Source organism: Bacillus zhangzhouensis, from assembly GCF_000715205.1.
Taxonomy (GTDB): domain Bacteria; phylum Bacillota; class Bacilli; order Bacillales; family Bacillaceae; genus Bacillus; species Bacillus zhangzhouensis.
The window spans coordinates 1-17,292 of sequence record NZ_JOTP01000023.1 but is presented as its reverse complement, the minus strand read 5'-3'; the positions used below and the strand labels follow the sequence as shown (position 1 = coordinate 17,292).

General features: G+C 41.2%; 18 protein-coding genes, 1 pseudogene and 1 riboswitch. Of the genes and pseudogenes, 6 read left to right on the top strand and 13 right to left on the bottom strand.

Features of this window, described 5'->3' with window-relative positions; all coding sequences use genetic code 11:
* Positions 1 to 306 precede the first annotated feature (306 nt).
* A complete protein-coding gene (gene fbpB / locus BA70_RS19645) occupies positions 307 to 456 on the top strand; it encodes a Fur-regulated basic protein FbpB (RefSeq protein ID WP_003214266.1) in 150 nt (49 codons plus the stop codon).
* 99 nt (positions 457 to 555) lie between these two features.
* On the opposite strand, the gene BA70_RS15195 is transcribed toward fbpB, so the two are convergent.
* The 8 genes from BA70_RS15195 to BA70_RS15160 all read right to left on the bottom strand — a co-directional run bounded on the left by BA70_RS15195 (position 556) and on the right by BA70_RS15160 (position 9,438).
* Complete coding sequence (locus BA70_RS15195) at positions 556 to 891, bottom strand: hypothetical protein (RefSeq protein WP_034323969.1); 336 nt, start codon at positions 889 to 891, stop codon at positions 556 to 558.
* A gap of 117 nt (positions 892 to 1,008) precedes the next feature.
* Positions 1,009 to 1,776, bottom strand: coding sequence for an ABC transporter permease (locus tag BA70_RS15190; protein ID WP_034323964.1), 768 nt, complete (start codon positions 1,774 to 1,776; stop codon positions 1,009 to 1,011).
* Positions 1,754 to 2,680 carry an ABC transporter ATP-binding protein gene (locus tag BA70_RS15185; RefSeq protein ID WP_034323963.1) on the bottom strand — a complete coding sequence of 309 codons (927 nt, stop codon included), beginning with the start codon at positions 2,678 to 2,680 and terminating at the stop codon, positions 1,754 to 1,756. Before BA70_RS15185 ends, BA70_RS15190 begins: the two co-directional genes overlap by 23 nt.
* 320 nt (positions 2,681 to 3,000) lie before the next feature.
* Positions 3,001 to 4,239, bottom strand: coding sequence for a dicarboxylate/amino acid:cation symporter (locus tag BA70_RS15180; protein WP_034324038.1), 1,239 nt, complete (start codon positions 4,237 to 4,239; stop codon positions 3,001 to 3,003).
* A 75-nt stretch (positions 4,240 to 4,314) separates the two neighbouring features.
* Positions 4,315 to 4,450, bottom strand: a riboswitch (cyclic di-AMP (ydaO/yuaA leader).
* Between the two features lie 63 nt (positions 4,451 to 4,513).
* A complete protein-coding gene (locus BA70_RS15175) occupies positions 4,514 to 5,536 on the bottom strand; it encodes an AI-2E family transporter (protein WP_034323962.1) in 1,023 nt (340 codons plus the stop codon).
* A gap of 209 nt (positions 5,537 to 5,745) precedes the next feature.
* Positions 5,746 to 7,014 (bottom strand): C4-dicarboxylate transporter DctP, encoded by a 1,269-nt coding sequence (gene dctP / locus BA70_RS15170; RefSeq protein WP_034323959.1) that lies wholly within the window; start codon positions 7,012 to 7,014, stop codon positions 5,746 to 5,748.
* Between the two features lie 124 nt (positions 7,015 to 7,138).
* Positions 7,139 to 7,822: a response regulator gene (locus BA70_RS15165; protein ID WP_034323956.1), complete on the bottom strand. Its 684-nt coding sequence runs from the start codon at positions 7,820 to 7,822 to the stop codon at positions 7,139 to 7,141.
* Positions 7,819 to 9,438 carry an ATP-binding protein gene (locus tag BA70_RS15160; protein WP_034323953.1) on the bottom strand — a complete coding sequence of 540 codons (1,620 nt, stop codon included), beginning with the start codon at positions 9,436 to 9,438 and terminating at the stop codon, positions 7,819 to 7,821. The genes BA70_RS15165 and BA70_RS15160 overlap by 4 nt, the downstream gene beginning before the upstream one ends.
* 67 nt (positions 9,439 to 9,505) lie before the next feature.
* Between BA70_RS15160 and BA70_RS15155 the strand changes: the two genes are divergently transcribed.
* The gene (locus BA70_RS15155) at positions 9,506 to 10,603 is read left to right on the top strand and encodes a DctP family TRAP transporter solute-binding subunit (RefSeq protein WP_034323950.1); all 1,098 of its coding nucleotides are present in this window, start codon (positions 9,506 to 9,508) and stop codon (positions 10,601 to 10,603) included.
* A 156-nt stretch (positions 10,604 to 10,759) separates the two neighbouring features.
* Here BA70_RS15155 and BA70_RS15150 read toward each other — a convergent pair whose 3' ends face one another.
* A complete protein-coding gene (locus tag BA70_RS15150; protein ID WP_034323948.1) occupies positions 10,760 to 11,590 on the bottom strand; it encodes an EcsC family protein in 831 nt (276 codons plus the stop codon).
* 155 nt (positions 11,591 to 11,745) lie between these two features.
* Here BA70_RS15150 and BA70_RS15145 point away from each other — a divergent pair, with 155 nt between their 5' ends.
* The 4 genes from BA70_RS15145 (at position 11,746) to BA70_RS15130 (ending at position 14,507) form a co-directional block, all read left to right on the top strand.
* Positions 11,746 to 12,006 carry a GlsB/YeaQ/YmgE family stress response membrane protein gene (locus BA70_RS15145; protein WP_003214275.1) on the top strand — a complete coding sequence of 87 codons (261 nt, stop codon included), beginning with the start codon at positions 11,746 to 11,748 and terminating at the stop codon, positions 12,004 to 12,006.
* Between the two features lie 219 nt (positions 12,007 to 12,225).
* The gene (locus tag BA70_RS15140) at positions 12,226 to 13,503 is read left to right on the top strand and encodes an Nramp family divalent metal transporter (RefSeq protein ID WP_034323945.1); all 1,278 of its coding nucleotides are present in this window, start codon (positions 12,226 to 12,228) and stop codon (positions 13,501 to 13,503) included.
* 72 nt (positions 13,504 to 13,575) lie between these two features.
* Positions 13,576 to 14,145: a GNAT family N-acetyltransferase gene (locus tag BA70_RS15135; protein ID WP_034323942.1), complete on the top strand. Its 570-nt coding sequence runs from the start codon at positions 13,576 to 13,578 to the stop codon at positions 14,143 to 14,145.
* A gap of 98 nt (positions 14,146 to 14,243) precedes the next feature.
* Positions 14,244 to 14,507: a hypothetical protein gene (locus BA70_RS15130; protein ID WP_034323939.1), complete on the top strand. Its 264-nt coding sequence runs from the start codon at positions 14,244 to 14,246 to the stop codon at positions 14,505 to 14,507.
* 40 nt (positions 14,508 to 14,547) lie between these two features.
* On the opposite strand, the gene BA70_RS15125 is transcribed toward BA70_RS15130, so the two are convergent.
* From BA70_RS15125 to BA70_RS20990, 4 genes and pseudogenes are all read right to left on the bottom strand, one after another.
* Positions 14,548 to 14,769 carry a hypothetical protein gene (locus tag BA70_RS15125; protein ID WP_034323937.1) on the bottom strand — a complete coding sequence of 74 codons (222 nt, stop codon included), beginning with the start codon at positions 14,767 to 14,769 and terminating at the stop codon, positions 14,548 to 14,550.
* Positions 14,770 to 14,852: 83 nt separating this feature from the next.
* Complete coding sequence (locus BA70_RS15120) at positions 14,853 to 15,554, bottom strand: endonuclease V (protein WP_034324036.1); 702 nt, start codon at positions 15,552 to 15,554, stop codon at positions 14,853 to 14,855.
* Positions 15,555 to 15,582: 28 nt separating this feature from the next.
* Positions 15,583 to 16,029 carry a toxin-antitoxin system YwqK family antitoxin gene (locus BA70_RS15115; protein ID WP_034323934.1) on the bottom strand — a complete coding sequence of 149 codons (447 nt, stop codon included), beginning with the start codon at positions 16,027 to 16,029 and terminating at the stop codon, positions 15,583 to 15,585.
* Positions 16,019 to 17,292 (bottom strand): annotated as a pseudogene (locus BA70_RS20990) (YwqJ-related putative deaminase); the annotation flags it as partial. The gene BA70_RS15115 and the pseudogene BA70_RS20990, both read right to left, overlap by 11 nt.

Below are 17,292 nucleotides of genomic sequence, written 5' to 3'. Positions count from 1 at the left end.
ATTTCTTCTCTATCCTCTTTTATCGAATCCCTACATAAGACGAGAAGTATGGCCAAAACGTTTCAACGAAGAAAAGAATGTTTTCTATGATGCCACGACAAGAATTGACAGCGAATTATTTCCTGGGAAAGAATTCAAAGTCGATAGGGCTGGGAATATGTCGGTTACGTGAATTTTCTGAATTGAATCTTTACTTCTGACATTTGACTTTGTATAATGAAGTTGCTAGCTAATTGAAAATGATTATCAATTTCATCTATGTGAAATCTTATAAATACCCATTCTTATAAAGGAGCGATGAGTCACATGTCTAAGAAGAAGATCAAAACATACCAGCAATTGATTGAAGAGAACAAGAAAGCGATCATGCGCGATCCTAAGATGATGGAAAGTATATACGAAACCATCGACAAAAAGCATCAGAAGCAGCTTGCAGCTGCTGGACGTGAATCATAAATACAAAATGAGCAGTCAAAAGCTGGCTGCTCTTTTGTTTGCCTCAATAGAAATAAAAAAGCCGATAAAATCGAATAACAGATTTTATCGGCTTTTGTTTTAATGTGATTTCACTACACGGTCCTGCTTCATTCCTAAGTAAATGAGCATATAAGTGAGATAGCCCATTGTCATCGTTAAACCACCGAAAAAGAATTGAGAAAATACAGGTTCCTCAAATGTCGTGACGGCAGCAAGAATGATCCAGCTCGCATATAAATAAACCATGAACCATTTCATGTTTCTTTTAAGTGTATACAGAAAGAAAAGACCGGCTAATGAAAAGATCCCTAGCGCTAGTCTGAAATAAACAAGATGATCAAACTGGAAGGCAAAAGACACAAACGAAAACGACAGCAGCAACAAAATGGGTAAAGCCGTAATGAAATTTTTCACGATAGTGCCACCTCCATGACTCCTCTTTATTATAAGACAAAATCAGTCGGTTATCGTGAAATACAGACTCGTTTTCACAAAGATGTCACGAATTTTTCTTGTTATTTGACACAATTTTTACACATTTACATCACGCTTCCAAAAAAGGAACCAAGCCGTTCCAACAAAGAAAACAAAATGCGCCCCTACAATGAATAAAGAAAACAAAGGACTCATTCCATCAAAAGGCGGCGGTCCTTGAAAGCTGTATTGGGTAAAGTCCGTATTGGCAAAAAGCAGGATTTTCCCCCACTGATTTTCAAAGAGAGACATGATGGGCACAAGTGATTTTGCCGCATATAAAACAAAGAATGAGGTGACAAGCGCAATCAGGCTGTTCCTAAATAAACTGGAACACATAAAAGCAAAGCTTGCCATCATGACCACTTCCACCCACTGTGATCCGATGACTGCAAACGTATGCTGAAATAACCGTCCCGTACTTTCATCAAATCCAGTACCAAAGAAAATAAGGCCAAATAGAAAAGCTAGCACGTAATAAAAAACAAACAGGTAGATGACCGCTAGCACAAGTGTCATATATTTTGACAGAAAAATATGTAGCCTTGTCTTTGGACGGATGAATAAGAACTTGATCGTCCTTTTTTGAAACTCTGTTGAGATCAGTGTCGCGCCAATGACGACAGCGAGCACTTGTAAAATAAACACGACGTTTGTGGAATAGGCAAAATAGTTCGCGGCCGTGTCTTGTCCACCAATGCTGGATATGACTCGTTTCAACGTTAAAGCCATCGCCATCTGAAAGACAACGATCAATCCGAGTGCAATGAATGTGATCTTTTGCCTCATGATTTTTTTATGCTCATTTTTGATCAGTTGAAGCATCTGCTGTCCCGCCTTCCGTCCATTTCATAAAGGCCTCTTCAATGGATTGTTTTTGAGGCGTCATTTCTAGTACATCAAACCCTGCCAACACGAGTTGTCTGTTAAGCTCTGACACACGCTCTTTGTTCAGTTGAAGCAGTACCTGCTCTCCATTTCGTTCATATGTATATCCATTTGTGTCGAGCCATGAAGCGGCCTTTTCTACTGGCTGAATATTCATCAGCACCTGCTCTTTGCCTTCCATGTCCCGGAGATTTGCACTCGCTCTGATCTGTCCTTTTTGAATGATGATCATACGGTCACATAACTCTTCTACCTCATGCAATAAATGCGTGGCAAATAACACGGAGGTTCCTTCTTCTTGTACGAGCGTTTGCAAGTGCTCGCGGAATTCCTTCATTCCTGCGGGATCAAGCCCATTTGTCGGTTCGTCTAAAATCAGTAGATTGGGCTGATGCAATATGGCTTGTGCAATTCCAAGCCTTTGTTTCATCCCCAATGAATACGTCTTGACCTTCTGATGAATGGCGTGCTCCAGACGAACCCTTTTCACCACTTCATGAATGCGGTCCTCGGAAACTCCATCGTGCATCGCCGCAAACAGTTCAAGGTTTTCAAAGCCTGTTAAATACGAATAAAACTCAGGATTTTCTATGATGGCACCAACCGATGTCATCGCCTTTAGAAATTCATGATCCTGAGAATATCCATTGATCATGATTCGGCCATTGTTTTTTTTCATCAAGCCCACGATCAGCCTAATCAAGGTCGTTTTTCCAGACCCATTTGGTCCAAGTAAACCGACAATCTCTCCCTGCCCAATCTCCATAGAAATATCTTGCAAAATCATATGTCGGCCAATTTGTTTATCGACTTTCTCTACTTTTAGAACAGCAGACTGCAAAGTGGTTCCTCCTTCTGATGTAAAGCCTATGGCGGCATGTTAGACCGCTCATTCTGTTAAAAGTATATCACGCAAAACAAGAAGCTCCATGAAAAAAAGGGCTGATCCAGTCAGCCCTCAGATTGATGACAAAGGGCTAAAATGATCTTTATTTTAGCTCTTTGTCTTTTTTTTCAGCGTGATATGAAAACCCTTGAAGTCTAGGAAGGCCGAGTACTGGAGCGAATTTGATATTCGTGAGCACCAGCACGCAGAACTGACACCGAATGCGAGGGTTTGTCTTCACGCTGAGGGCTTAACCAGTCAGCCCTTCATTCATATTACATAGATAAGTTAGGTGATGAGTCTTGCTCATGTTTTTTCTCAGTTTCTGTCACAATCACCGCACATGCTGCGTCACCTGTAATATTAACTACGGTTCTTGCCATATCTAATAAGCGGTCAATACCAAGGATGAGCGCAATGCCTTCAACAGGTAGCCCCACAGAATTCAATACCATGGCCAGCATGATAAGACCTACTCCTGGAACACCCGCTGTGCCGATACTGGCCAAAACGGCTGTTAAGACAACGGTAATCAATTGAACAAGCGTCAGCTCCACCCCATATACTTGAGCGATAAAAATGGTCGCGACCCCTTGCATAATCGCCGTACCATCCATATTAATGGTTGCACCAAGAGGCTGAACAAAACTTGAAATCGGCTCTGGCACCTTCAAACGTTTCTGCGCTGTTTCCATTGACACCGGCAGGACTGCGTTACTGCTTGATGTACTAAATGCAACAACCATCGCTGGAGAAAATCCTTTGAAAAACGCCATCGGATTTCGTTTAGCTAAAATGGCGACAGTTGATCCATAGGTCAGGAAGAAATGCAGCACGAGCGCAATGAAAACGACCGAGAAATAGAGCCCCATGGCTTTCATAGCATCTAGCCCCTGACTGCCAATGGCCGTTGCGATCAAACCGAATGTCCCGTAAGGTGCGAACTTCATCACAACACCGACAAGATACATCATTAATTCATTTCCTTGTTCAAACAGCTTCAGCAAGCCTTCCATTTTTTTACCGAGCATGGCAATACCAAGACCCAAAAATATACAGAAAACAATAATTTGAAGCATGTCACCTTCGACTAAAGATTGGACTGGATTGGTTGGAATAATGTTGAGAAGTGTCTCTGCCATTGATGGCGCTTCCTCTGCGGTATAATCAGCCGATTTCGTATCAAAATTGCCGAATGATCCCGGCTTGATGAGTAAGGCCAGTGAAATGCCAATGACGAGGGCAAATGTGGTAGTGAGTAGAAAGTAAGTAATGGTTTTTGCTCCGATTCTGCCAAGCTTTTTCGGATCACCCAGGCCTGCCACTCCAAGTGTGATGGAAAAGAATACAATCGGCACAACTAACATTTTAATCAGGTTTAAGAAGATTTGACCTAGAGGTGTGAATAGATAGGGATCTAACACTTTGAATACATTTGGAGCAAAAATGTTGAGCAGAAGTCCTGTGATTGCACCAATAATTAGGGCAATGATAATTTTCGTCGCTAGCTTCAATAAAATCTCCCCTTCCTCGTCAAAAAGGCCCACGAGAGAGTTTTCTCGTGGGCCTGCGTGTCCATACATGTACCACCGTTCACTCTCTTCACGCTGATGAGGTTAGCTGACGGGTTAGGACGAAGAGATGTCCTTTTTTCTCATCAAAGAAAAATTCACCCCAAAATAATGGGTCCCCCATTCCTTTAGAAGGATTAAGCGTGTGGTAATATGATATTTTCATACCATTTATACCTTATTTTCAGAAAATTGTAAACAGGTTCATATGAACTTTTTAATTACTTTCTTCCTTATTTGTGACCTCCAAAATGTCTAAAATAAACACAAAGATTGGGATACCGATAATGAGTCCCCAAATGCCAATATAGTGTTCAGAGAAAATCAGCACAATAAATGTGAAGAAAATAGGGAGTTCTGTTTTAGCTGACATGAGCTTTGGATTTAAGAAATAGGCTTCAATTGCATGGATGATAACGATGACCAGCACAATATAAAGGACATACATTCCGCCTCCAAGTGTATATGCAATGATGCTCAATGGGATGAGAGAGATGACCACACCCGCTACAGGAATTAAGCCTAGCAAAAAGACCATGACCGCTAATCCAAACAACTGCGGAAAGCCCATAATGCCAAGCGCAATTGTCGTTAAGACACAGTTAACGGTGGCAATGATAAACTGTGCTTCAAGTACCTTCCCAAACGTTCTAGAGAATTTACGTCCAAAGAAAGCAATTTCATGATAGAACACGGAGATTTTACTCGTTTTGAACTTGTTCATGAATTGGATGAGACGTTCCTTTTCGAACAGGAAGAACATGCTTAATATTAAGGACATAATGACCTGGATACTGAACGTGCTGAAATCTGTTAAGTATGTATAGAGGAAATTAAACCCTTTCTCAAAATAAGATGATATTTTGATATCTCCGAATACGTTGGTGATGACGTCAAAGAAGGGTAAATCTTGTGGATGATCTGCAATTTTCTTTCCTAAATGAAATAACTGCTCTACCTGTTTGGCGATGATTGGCACAAAAACGAAGCCGCCAAACGTCAATCCACCAGCCAGGAGAATATACAAAAGGGTAATGACCGATTTCTGTCCTATTTTTAGGAAGTGATTTAAAAAGCCTCTAATGACCTCTTCTAACCGATTCATCAAAAAGGTGAATATGAAGGTCAGGAGAATTAAATTCATCATTCCTCTTAATAGATATAATACTGTGGCTAATACTACAAATACTGAAAACCGTTTAACACCGGGTTTTTCGAACAATTTTAAAAATGCCGCCATTACGTTCCACACCTGCCAGGACTAAAGTCTATTTTTCATCGGATCTGATATATATTATATCGGACCTTTCTGTAAATTATATAACAAAAGGTCAAAGAGGTCTTACGATTCGCCCTATTTTTATCAAGCTTTTATGTTTTTTCTTTTCATCACAAAAAAAACCGAGCCCCATGTAGAACATAAGGTTTCGGTTTTTGGTTGTTTTTATACTAAACGGCTTGCTTGATATTCCGCATTTCTTGAAGCGCTGTTTTACTCTTCGCTTCGTCAAATTCACCTTCACTTTTAGCTACAACAATGGTTGCGATTCCATTTCCAATCAGGTTTGTAATGGCTCTTCCTTCACTCATGAATCGGTCAACCCCAAGCAGCAGTGCAAGGCCCTCAAGCGGAATGACCTGAAGTGCAGCAAGTGTAGATGCCAGCACGATAAATCCACTTCCTGTGACCCCTGCCGCTCCCTTTGATGTGAGCATGAGAACAAGGATAATGGTGATCTGCTGACCGATAGACAGATCCACACCAAAAACTTGTGCTAAGAAGACCACGGCCATCGATAAGTATATTGAAGTTCCGTCTAAGTTAAAGGAATAACCTGTTGGAATGACAAGTCCAACAACCGACTTAGAACAGCCATAGCGTTCCATTTTATCCATCATTCTTGGCAGCACTGATTCTGAAGAACTTGTGCCAAGGACAATTAAAATTTCATCCTTGATAAATCGCAGATAACCGAACAGGCTGAAACCATACATTTTACAAATGATGTTCAGCACAACGAAGATGAACAGGAACATGGTCATATAAACGGAGAGCATCAGACTCGCCAGCGGTTTAATCGAAGCCAAACCAAAGTGTCCGATCGTATAGGCCATTGCCCCGAATGCACCGAGTGGCGCTGCACGCATGATATATCCAATGATTTTGAAGAAGACTAGTGACAGCTTATCAAGCCATTCGATGATTCCTTTCCCCTTCTCGCCGAGTGCCGCAAGAGCAACACCGAATAAAATAGAGAAGAATAAGACCTGTAAAATATCTCCCTTCGCAAAGGCATCTACCATGTTAGATGGCACAATGTGTGTCACAAATTCCATCCAGTCGATACCCTGTCCCCCATTTTGGGTATACTGCGAAACATCCCCTTTTTCAAGCTTACTATAGTCAAGACCTGCTCCCGGCTTCATGATATTAACAACAAAAAGACCGATGACCAGAGCAAGCGTTGTCACGACTTCAAAATAAATAAATGCTTTTCCCCCAACTTTTCCAACCTTTTTCATATCCCCCATCTTGGCAATACCAAGAACGATGGTTAAGAAAATAATTGGTGCGATCACCATTTTGACTGCATTGATAAAGGTGTCACCAAGCGGCTTCATTTCTTTCCCGACGTTTGGCCAAACCATTCCGACAATGATCCCGATAATGACAGCTGCAATGACCTGAAATGTCAGGTTCTTAAAAAGCCTTTTCATAAAAAATCAACTCCCTCACCCTTTGATGTAAACGCTTAACTCTTATCTGTAGGTAAATGATAGCGATTTCACCAAAGGCTGTGAAGCTTATGGACATATCGTACATTTTGGTCTTTTTGGTCTCTTAGTCGGAATGTACGATATATTTGTTCACAGGCCGACCTATCCCGCCATATTGCATATCTAATTTCAGCTCACCTTCTTTGACAAGGAAGTCTAAATACCGGCGTGCCGTGACACGGGCAATGCCAAGCGCATTAGCGACTTCCTCAGCGGATAGCGCGCCTTCTTGCAAACGCATATAGGCTTTAATTTCGTTCATCGTATGCACATTCAGCCCCTTAGGGAGCCATGTATTTTCCTGCTTAACGGCAGGCTTTCGTATGATATCATCCAGCATCTCCTGAGAAAATTCTGCTGCGGTGCGAATTTTCGATTTAAATGCTTTATAGCTTTCAAGCGATTCTTTCATTCGTTCAAATTTGAACGGTTTAATAATATAATCCCGCGCACCATTTTGAAGCATGACGCCAATTGTCTCTTTGTCCTTCGCTGCAGAAATCACAATCACATCCACCTGTATCTTTTGCTTTCTGATGTCTTGCAGCGTTTTGACGCCATCTTTCTTCGGCATATAGACATCAAGTACCACAAGATCTGGACGAATCTCTTTGATCAGCTGAATGCCCTGCTCCCCATTTCCTGCTACAGCCGCCACTTGAAAGCCTGGAACACTCATAATGAACTCTTTATTCACTTCTTGCACCATCGGGTCATCTTCAATTAATAGCACCTTAATCTGAGTCATCTGTCTCTCTCCTCTATTGTCATTGGGAATTCGATTGAGAAGGTGGTACCAATGCCGATGCTTGATGTGACTTCTACGTTCCCCATCCCTTTGTCGATAATCGTTTTTACAATATACAGGCCATAGCCTGTTCCGCCTTCTTTGCCGTATGTGAAGCCTTTATCGAAAATATAAGGAATCATTTTCTCTTCTATCCCGGAGCCATTGTCTTCAATCAAAATCGCGAGAACATCCTCCGTTTGATCAATACTAATCGAAATTAGTTTTGTTTCTCTTTCTATAGAATCATACGAGGCAAAGGCATTCTCGATGAGATTGCCAAGCAGCTTCGTGATATCATGCTGATCTAGCCGCTCTGGAAAATCGCGTAGACAGCTATTTTCATCCACTTCGACTTTTATGCCAAGCTCCTTGCCCCTTCTGATCTTGCTCATCAATAAACCTGCGACGGCATCGTGCTGAATGACGCGGTGAAGAAAGTCCGTCACATGTTCCTGTTCTTCTGTCGTTTGAAACGCAAGGTCGAGCGCCTGTTCAGCTTTGCCAAGCTGAATCAATCCCGCAATCGTATGAAGCTTATTCATATGCTCGTGATTCTGCACCCGAAGGCCGTCAACGAAGTTCTTGACCCCAGTTAGTTCCTCTGCCAATTTAGCCGCCTCTGTCCGGTCCTGAAAAATGGCGACTGCTCCGATGATCTTCTTTTTCATCACAATCGGAATACGGCTGCTCATAATCCGCTTTCCGCTCATATGAATCTCTTCATTGTAGACTGGTTCTGCGCGATCAATGATCTCAGGAAGTCTTGTGTCGGCCAGCACACCCCAAATATTCCGGCCTACTACATCACCAGTCACTCCAAAAATTTGCTTCGCCTTCTCATTAAAAATGGTGATCATATGCTGATTGTCGATGGCAATGACCCCTTCATTGATGGAGTGGAAGGTGGCGGTGCGTTCCTCTAGCATTCTGACAATCTCATGCGGCTCCAGCTTAAACATTTGCTGTTTTATATGACGGGCGAGCAAAAAAGAACCCACAAGCCCAAAGCTGAGCGTCAGCAGCAGGATCATGAGGATATCCTGCTTCATTTCTCCTAATATATCCGCCATACTTGGCAGCGTTCTTCCTACAAGGACAACTCCTGTCTGGTTAAACTTTTCATCCTTCACTGGATAAAAAGCTCTAATGGCTGTCCCCAGCTCTCCTTCTGCTTCTGAAAAATAAATATGCTCTGCAAAAGCCGGCTCTTCATCTGTCCCCTCTGAGCGCTGGCCAATTCTTGTTTTCACTGGATGCGTTAATCTCACATGATCCATATCCATGACGACAATGTAGTCAGCGTCTTGAATAATCCGAATCTCTTCAATCGCATGCTGTAATCGAGAACGTTCTTTTGTCTGACCAGCTAACGCCTGCTTCACCTCATTCATTTCTGCCACTGTTCTCGCTGTATTCATGAGTCTTTTTCGAAGCTCGCGTTCCTCCGTTTGCTGGATTCCCCCGACAAGGACAATTCCTCCGATTAAAAGGGCGAAAATGACAACGAAATATGTGAGGATGGTGAGCTTCCACCTAATAGATAATTGTTGTAATTTCAATCGATTTCTCATCATTTTTTCACCTGTATCTTTACGAATTCTTCCTCTGTCAAGTATGCTTGACATAAGGGGGATCTAACGCATGAAGAATTTACTCGCTTATACGTTATTGCTCACAATCGGTTTTGTAACCGCTTTATACTTTGGTTTTTATCATATGATGCCAAAATCAGCGTCTATATTCGATGATGAACAGACAGGGCTGAAGGACCAGCTTGTGTTCAAATTTAGCCATGTCGTGGCAGACAATACACCAAAAGGACTTGCTGCAAAGAAATTTGCTGAGCTCGTGCATGAGAAATCCGATGGGAAGATCAGTATTCAAATTTTCTCCAACGGGAGCCTTTATTCTGATATTGAAGAAATTAATGCACTCAAAGAGAATCAAGTTCAATTTATTGCCCCATCTACCTCTAAGCTCGGCATGCTGTCCCCTGAATGGCTGGCACTTGATCTTCCCTTTGCCTTTTCGAATTATGATGCTGTTCAAGAAGGCTTACACGGTGCGATTGGACAGAGATTGTTCGGCACGCTGCAAAAAGATGGTCTAAAAGGAATGGCCTACTGGACAAATGGCTTTAAGCAAATTACCTCTAATAAAGGGCCAATCAAACAGCCTGGTGATTTAAACAATCAATCTCTCCGCATTATGCAAAGCGACATGATTGAAAAACAATTCAAACTTCTTGGTGCAAAGCCCTATCAGGAATCGTTTAATTCGACGTTTCAGCTGTTAGAAACAAAAAAAGTAGACGGTGAAGAAAATACAATTTCAAATATTTATTCAAAAAAATTCTATCATATACAAGACTATATGACGATCAGTAATCACGGGTATTTAGGGTATGTTGTCTTAACAGATCAAGCCTTCTTTGATCGCCAGACACCTGAAACGAAGCGAATTTTGCTTGAAGCAATGGAAGAAACAACGGCTTGGAATGAAAAACATGCAGAACAGATGAATAAAGATCAGCTGGAGGACATTAAACGGGAATCTCCGATTGCGATTCATGAATTGACGCCAGAAGAGAGGATAAAATGGGTGAAAGCCCTTGATCCTTTGTACGATGAAGCCGAAAAAACAATCGGTTACACTCTGATCAAACAGATCCGCGAGCTGCGGGCACGTTATGAACATTCTCCTATTCATGCTTTTCAAGAAGATGATGAGACCAAATAAAAAATCCCTTTGTGAAAAGGGATTTCAGCGTGTAGACAAACCCTCGCATTCGGTGTCAGTCCTGCGTGCCGGTGCTCGTCCTTCCTAGACTGCAAAGGTTTTCTATCACGCTGAAAAAAGCAGACAAAGGGAATAATGATCATTTTAGCCCTTTCTTTATGCACCAGACTCACTCTGTTCTTGCTGCGTGAGCTCTTCTAATCTTGTTAAAATTCTGCGCTTACGATATTGCATCATGCCAGTCTCGGCAATTCCTTTTAACTGCGAGCGATTGGAGACTGCTCCAAACAAAATCCCTGCAATTGGGACAAGCTGAAATAACTTCTTCCAGCCAAACGAGTCTCGGTAATTATAGACCACTTCACGCCATCCTTGGATTTGGGAGATCATGTTTTCGTGCTTTCCTTCGGATGCATGGTAGCTCTTCAGCTCTTTTAGTATCGACTTTTTCCCAACGACATCAGCAGAGTTTAGCTGCAAACATTTAATGATAAACACCCGTTCTTCCTTGTTTTTAGGATCATAGCCATAGGTGACAGCAATATCCTGTAATGTTTTTAAAGAAAGACCCAGCACCGCAGGAATATCTGCCGCTAGTGTAAACATGCCGCCGACACCTGTTGTCGCACCTTGCACCGTGGCAAGATTCGTTCTGTTTTTCCCCATGTGTTCACTAATGGCATCCATGACTTCAATAGGGGCGTTTTCAATATCCTCTATGCGCTGAATGGATTCGTCGGCACATTTCTTTTGAAATTGATGAATAATGCCTTTTTCTGATGTCAAATAGACACCGCCTGATTGAATATAATTCCCCATTTCATCTAGTAGCACACCGATTTTTTTCTGAATAAAAGCAGGAGTCAGCTTGTCCAGCATTTGAAATGGCAGACGGCTGAGTTTCTCCCAAAACCAAACCTTTTGCTGTTCTTTCTCCCATTTTTCAATCTCCTTTAATTGTGCTTTTAGCCACTCTCTTTCCTCCATGCCATTTCCTCCTTAGATGCCGTTGAAGTATTTGTCTGTTATTATACACAATCCTTGTCCATCCTACGTATCAAACATCGAAGAGGTTCCGAGAGGTTTAAAACTCTTTCAAAACGGTTATTGCTTAATAAACAATCAAAAGAGGAGTGATGAACATGTTAGGATTTCTGATTTCATTAGTTGTTGCGATTGTCATTGGCCTTATCGGCAGTGCACTCGCTGGAGGTAGTGTACCAGGAGGATGGATCGGTTCAATGATTGCAGGGCTTGCAGGCGCTTGGATTGGTCATGGATTACTTGGAACGTGGGGTCCTAGTCTTGCAGGCTTTGCGATCATTCCAGCGATCTTAGGGGCAGCTATTTTTGTTATTATTTTAAGCCTGATCTTCCGTAGTGTTGGATCAAGGGTTTCTTAAAAATTGAAAACAGAGGAAGCAGAGGGGCACCGCCTAAGAGGCGGTGTTTTTTTATGTGTTGATTGACATCGCATCTAATTTTTTCACTTACATATGATAAACAAACCTATTAGTTCAGATAGTTGACTTTTCATGAAGATGGGCATATGATGATTAAAAATTGCATCGAGGAAACTTTTTGTGCCCAAGCAAAACTTTGTAGAATCTAGGTGATGACATATGACAAACAAATACATCGAGGCACAGGCACACATGTCAGCAGCTGCTGAGCGTGCACTTGAAGGAAAGGTCAAAGGGTTTAGAAGGCTCCTTCCTTTTCTCGGCCCTGCTTTTATCGCAGCCATTGCTTATATTGATCCAGGGAATTTTGCCACCAACATTGCCGCTGGCTCAAAATACGGGTATCTTCTCTTATGGGTCATTCTCATATCGAATCTGATGGCTTTACTCATCCAGTCTCTGTCTGCAAAGCTTGGAATAGCGACGGGTAAAAATTTACCCGAAATCGCACGTGAAGAGTTTCCAAAGCCCGTCTCCATCGGCTTATGGATTCAGGGCGAGCTCGTGATAATTGCCACAGATTTAGCCGAGTTTATCGGGGCTGCACTTGGTTTATACTTGCTCTTTCGTATCCCGCTGCTTGAAGCATCAATTATTGCAGCCATCGGATCATTTGCGATTTTAGAGCTGCAAAGACGGGGATATCGAGCATTAGAAGCAGGCATCACTGGTATGCTGTTCGTTGTAGTGATCGCTTTTGCAGTGCAAACCTTTGTCGCAAAGCCAGATATCGCAAGTGTTGCAGGCGGACTTTTCATTCCGAGGTTTGATGGAACAGATAGTGTGCTGCTTGCAGCTGGAATTTTAGGTGCCACTGTGATGCCGCACGCGATTTATTTACATTCAGCTTTAACGCAAAGAAGAGTCGTCGGCAGAACAGAAAAAGAGAAAAAACTGATTTTTCGCTTTGAATTTTTAGACATCCTTATTGCCATGCTAGTCGCTGGGGCCATCAATGCCAGCATGTTGATTGTAGCAGCCGCTTTATTTTATAAAAATGGTCTCTTTGTTGAGGATCTGGATGTTGCGTTTCAGCATTTTGGTACACTCGCAGGTCCTGTGTCAGCCATCTTATTTGGTGTAGGTCTGCTTGTAGCCGGGCTTTCCAGCTCTTCTGTCGGTACACTGTCAGGCGATATTATTATGCAGGGATTTATTCAATACCGGATCCCGCTGTATGTACGCCGGCTGATTACCATCATTCCCCCTATTGTGATTATCGCATCTGGGGTGAATCCAACATCTGCGCTTGTGATGAGTCAGGTGGTATTATCTTTTGGTATAGCCTTTGCTTTAATTCCGCTCATTTTGTTTACAAGTAAAAAACGAATTATGGGCGAATTGACGAATGCTCGCTGGGTGACAGGAATATCTTGGGTGATAGCAGCTCTTGTTGTAGCACTGAATCTCTTTTTAATTGTGAATACGTTTATGTAAAAGACAGTCATGATGCTGTCTTTTTCTTTTCATTTGGTTATGGTAGAATTTTCCCTGAGAGGATGTGGTCACATGTTTTTTTATCAGGATCAAGATCTATCCATGCGACTGCTTGAGCCAAGAGACGCACGAAGTCTGTACCTGCTCATCCAGCGGTCAAGAGAGCACTTACGTGAATGGATGCTTTGGGTGGATACAACGCAAACAGAAGAAGACAGCATGGCGTTCATTCAAGGCGCAATGCAGCAAGCCTTGCAGAACAACGGCTTTCAAGCGGGCATATGGTCACATGGAGAACTCGTCGGCATCATTGGCACCCACCAGATTCATTGGATCAACCGAACCGTTTCCATTGGCTATTGGCTCGGAGAAGGCTACCAAGGAAAAGGCATCATGACAAAAGCGTGTAAAGCCGTCATTCAATATTTATTTGAAGAATGCGGACTGCACCGCATTGAAATCAGGGCCGCTGTCGATAACCAGAAAAGCAGACGCATCGCAGAGCGATTATCCTTTTCTCTTGAAGGCATTTTAAGACAATGTGAATGGCTGGGCGACCGCTTTACCGATCATTGTGTGTACGCACTTTTACAGCCTGAGTATATGACACAAAAAACGCATTCGATCAATCAGTCCACTTAATTGTGTCAATTACATGAATTATTTTACAAAGTGAAGTTTTATGGTATCCGTTGTGATCGGCATCTGATAAAATAGAAGGAAAAATCGAGGTATGATGTATGTCTCTTATTATTTTATTTTACTTATGGATTGTCCCATTATTATTTGGCATTTTCTTCTCATTTTTAACAAAGAAAGCCACATACAAACGCCGTTTTGTCCCATCATATAGCATGGTCGGACTCAGCATCGTTTTTCTGATTCTGGCACTCGTCTTTTCAGCCAGTCATTTTCTATTCATTTGTGGTATGTTCCTTTTTGCCACAACACTTGTCGGCACAGGCATTCCTTTATTCTTGGCCTTTACAAAAACACCAGCATAAACAAAAACCACCTTTCCATTAGGAAAAGGTGGTTTCTTTTTTATTGATGAGGCATTCGGTATGTAATAGATGCACCTTGATTTTCTTCAACCGTCTTCACAATGTCTTGCAGAATCTCTCCTGCTCGATCGCTTGAGTCGTACTTGCCGAGAGTTTTTGTCCAAGAATCATTTCCCATGATCCCTTCAATTTTTTTACCCTGTACTGTGACTTCATTGACGTGGACCAGACTTTGCTGGTTTTGTGTGAAAATCCATAGCATGGCTGATTCTCCTTTTTTGTGGTGATTGGATTTCGTTAGTGCCTTTTCAATAAAGCTAAAAAATGTGCTATTTCACACTTTCCCTATTCTTTTATTAATAATTTTTTTCGAATAGCATGCGTCTCGATATCTGCAAATCTTACGGGGATTGGTAATCGACTACTTTTATCAATAAGTTTCATAACAATTTCTGTAGTTGTATCTAAATCAATCCAGTTACCACATGAAATAAAAATAGGCTTAACATTCACTCTGGTTCTAAGAACTCTACCATATATTTCGTTATTTATAATAATATCTGTGTGTGCATTTTCTTTATTTTGGGGCATGGTAAAATCTACACCATTGATTTTTAAATAACTTTTCGCAACTCCAATGGTAGGTTTTCCCAATAAGAAAGATGCCTGTGTAGCAATTCCCATGTGTCTATAATGTAAATAGCCATTTCCATCAAACATATAGATATCTACTTGTTTCGTCAGCTTTTTTACTGCATCTTTAATTAATGGCATTTCACGAAAAGCAAGAAAACCTGGTATATACGGAACTCTTATTTCTCCATGGCTATGCACTTTTTCTATAACTTGTTTTTCTATCAAATCAAAGACGACTATACAACAAACACCCTTCGTTTTCCCTTGCATATCAAAATAAGCTACATCTACACCTGCGATAAACCGTATGTTTTCTTTTTGAAAATTATTTTTCAATTGGACTTTAGGCAAGAGAGCTTTTTGTTCACTTTTAAATTTTTCTAATAAATCAATTATTTTATCATTATTCATACAAACCACATTTTCAAATTTTTTCTTATTAGCTGTTGAATTTTTCGGCATATTTTAAATCGGATTCATTAGGTTCTGCCTTTTCCTCTACAATATTTCCATTTTCGTCGTACTTTATATAAGTCATCTCTCGACCAGCAACACATTCAGATTCATATTTTTTATTTCCATTCTCAAAAAACTCAACTTGATATCCTTCTGCAGCATTTTTACTAATATTACCTATTTTCTTAACATTTCCGTTTGAGTAGAATTCAACATAGTTTCCTTGTTTAACTCCTTGCTCTACATAGAAGTAACTCTCAATATTTCCGTTTTCATATTTATCATAAGCTAATCCCGTAAACAGTTTTTCTTTACCATCCTTGGTATATTCCACTATTGCTAGTTCGTAAGGGCCTCCGTATTCTAAGCATTCTTCAAACTCAGTGCCATTCTCTAAAATAAAATCTTTTTGCAATATATCATTTAACATTTTTGGGAACCTCCGTGATAATTTTAGATCCATCCGTAAGATAAGCACAATGAGGACACCTAGGAAACATCATTCCAGCCGGTTTCACTCTACTTTGACCTGTCCTAACTACATTCAAAATAAAATTATCCAAACTAGCACCTGGGTTAGCCTTTAAGGCCTTATTCAAGGCGATCACTTCTGCATGTGACCCCGCACCTTTTGTAAATGTATATGAATCTATAACCTCTTTTGGCATTTTATCATATTTGGCATTTATTAAGGGGTGGAAATCTGGTAACTTTCCATCATAATCATTTATTGCATAAGAATATTTCCCAGTCTGTTTATCATAAACTCCAGCAAAGGCAGGTCCCATTTTCTTCTTACTAATACCAGCATCTTTTAATTTATTTAGTTCTTTCATCGTTTCTCCGCGTAAATTAATTCTTTCATTTAATTCTTTCGAACCGATCTTTCCATATTTATTTCTCAAATAATCAATGCGACTGTTCCCAGTCTCTTTGTAAATGTCGACTGCTCTGACTGCGGTTGATGTCGCTTGAGTCGTTTTATAGACGGCTTTCCCGCCTTTGAAAATGCGCCCTGCCCAGCCGACAATTGGGATATAGCCTGCTGCGGCCATACCGCCTGCGGCGACTCGCTGGCCTGCGGTGAGCTCTTCGCCTGTGATCGGATCAATGCCCGTTGCGGCGCGTTTTGCATCGTTCACGCCGGTCAGTTCATTGACAATATTTCCGCCATAATCAAGAGCTTTTTCATACCAAGGACGGTTGGCGAGTGCTTCTTGTTCTTTTGCGATCTTGCGTGCTTCTTCTTGTTCTTTTTTAATGTTAAGATATTCAGCAGTTTGCTTCTCAATATCGCTTTTTGCCTTGTAGATTTCACTATTTTGATACGCTTTCTTGTCAAAATTCATCGGCGAAATGGATTTTCCGTCATTTGTGGCATTCATCATTTCTGCGTACAATGCCATTGTAGCTTGCTGCTCCGTCTCTGACAAAGCATATTCATCTTTTAAATTTTGATCAAGTTCTATTAGATCTTTAACCGTTTTCTTCCGTTCGTCTTCCGCATCTGCAATTTTTTCATCAAAGGTTTGGCTATCAAATACCTCCAAAGAAATGAGGTCATCGATGTCTTGAAAAATGGTTTTCTTTTAATGTTATCGGCACCTTTTCCAGTAAAATCATCACCGAGATTTGCCACGCCTTGTAAGGCTTTTTTCAAATCAGTCATTTCTTCACGGAGTGCCTGATAATG

What these genes read in the sequence shown, in the direction of transcription:
- BA70_RS15160 (WP_034323953.1), bottom strand. Translation starts at nt 9,438, where the DNA reads ATGATGAGAAATCGATTGAAATTACAACAATTATCTATTAGGTGGAAG.
- BA70_RS15125 (WP_034323937.1), bottom strand. Translation starts at nt 14,769, where the DNA reads ATGCTATGGATTTTCACACAAAACCAGCAAAGTCTGGTCCACGTCAAT.
- BA70_RS15135 (WP_034323942.1), top strand. Translation starts at nt 13,576, where the DNA reads ATGTTTTTTTATCAGGATCAAGATCTATCCATGCGACTGCTTGAGCCA.
- BA70_RS15115 (WP_034323934.1), bottom strand. Translation starts at nt 16,029, where the DNA reads ATGTTAAATGATATATTGCAAAAAGATTTTATTTTAGAGAATGGCACT.
- BA70_RS15130 (WP_034323939.1), top strand. Translation starts at nt 14,244, where the DNA reads ATGTCTCTTATTATTTTATTTTACTTATGGATTGTCCCATTATTATTT.
- dctP (WP_034323959.1), bottom strand. Translation starts at nt 7,014, where the DNA reads ATGAAAAGGCTTTTTAAGAACCTGACATTTCAGGTCATTGCAGCTGTC.
- BA70_RS15145 (WP_003214275.1), top strand. Translation starts at nt 11,746, where the DNA reads ATGTTAGGATTTCTGATTTCATTAGTTGTTGCGATTGTCATTGGCCTT.
- BA70_RS15190 (WP_034323964.1), bottom strand. Translation starts at nt 1,776, where the DNA reads ATGCTTCAACTGATCAAAAATGAGCATAAAAAAATCATGAGGCAAAAG.
- BA70_RS15140 (WP_034323945.1), top strand. Translation starts at nt 12,226, where the DNA reads ATGACAAACAAATACATCGAGGCACAGGCACACATGTCAGCAGCTGCT.
- fbpB (WP_003214266.1), top strand. Translation starts at nt 307, where the DNA reads ATGTCTAAGAAGAAGATCAAAACATACCAGCAATTGATTGAAGAGAAC.
- BA70_RS15155 (WP_034323950.1), top strand. Translation starts at nt 9,506, where the DNA reads ATGAAGAATTTACTCGCTTATACGTTATTGCTCACAATCGGTTTTGTA.
- BA70_RS15175 (WP_034323962.1), bottom strand. Translation starts at nt 5,536, where the DNA reads ATGGCGGCATTTTTAAAATTGTTCGAAAAACCCGGTGTTAAACGGTTT.
- BA70_RS15165 (WP_034323956.1), bottom strand. Translation starts at nt 7,822, where the DNA reads ATGACTCAGATTAAGGTGCTATTAATTGAAGATGACCCGATGGTGCAA.
- BA70_RS15120 (WP_034324036.1), bottom strand. Translation starts at nt 15,554, where the DNA reads ATGAATAATGATAAAATAATTGATTTATTAGAAAAATTTAAAAGTGAA.
- BA70_RS15150 (WP_034323948.1), bottom strand. Translation starts at nt 11,590, where the DNA reads ATGGAGGAAAGAGAGTGGCTAAAAGCACAATTAAAGGAGATTGAAAAA.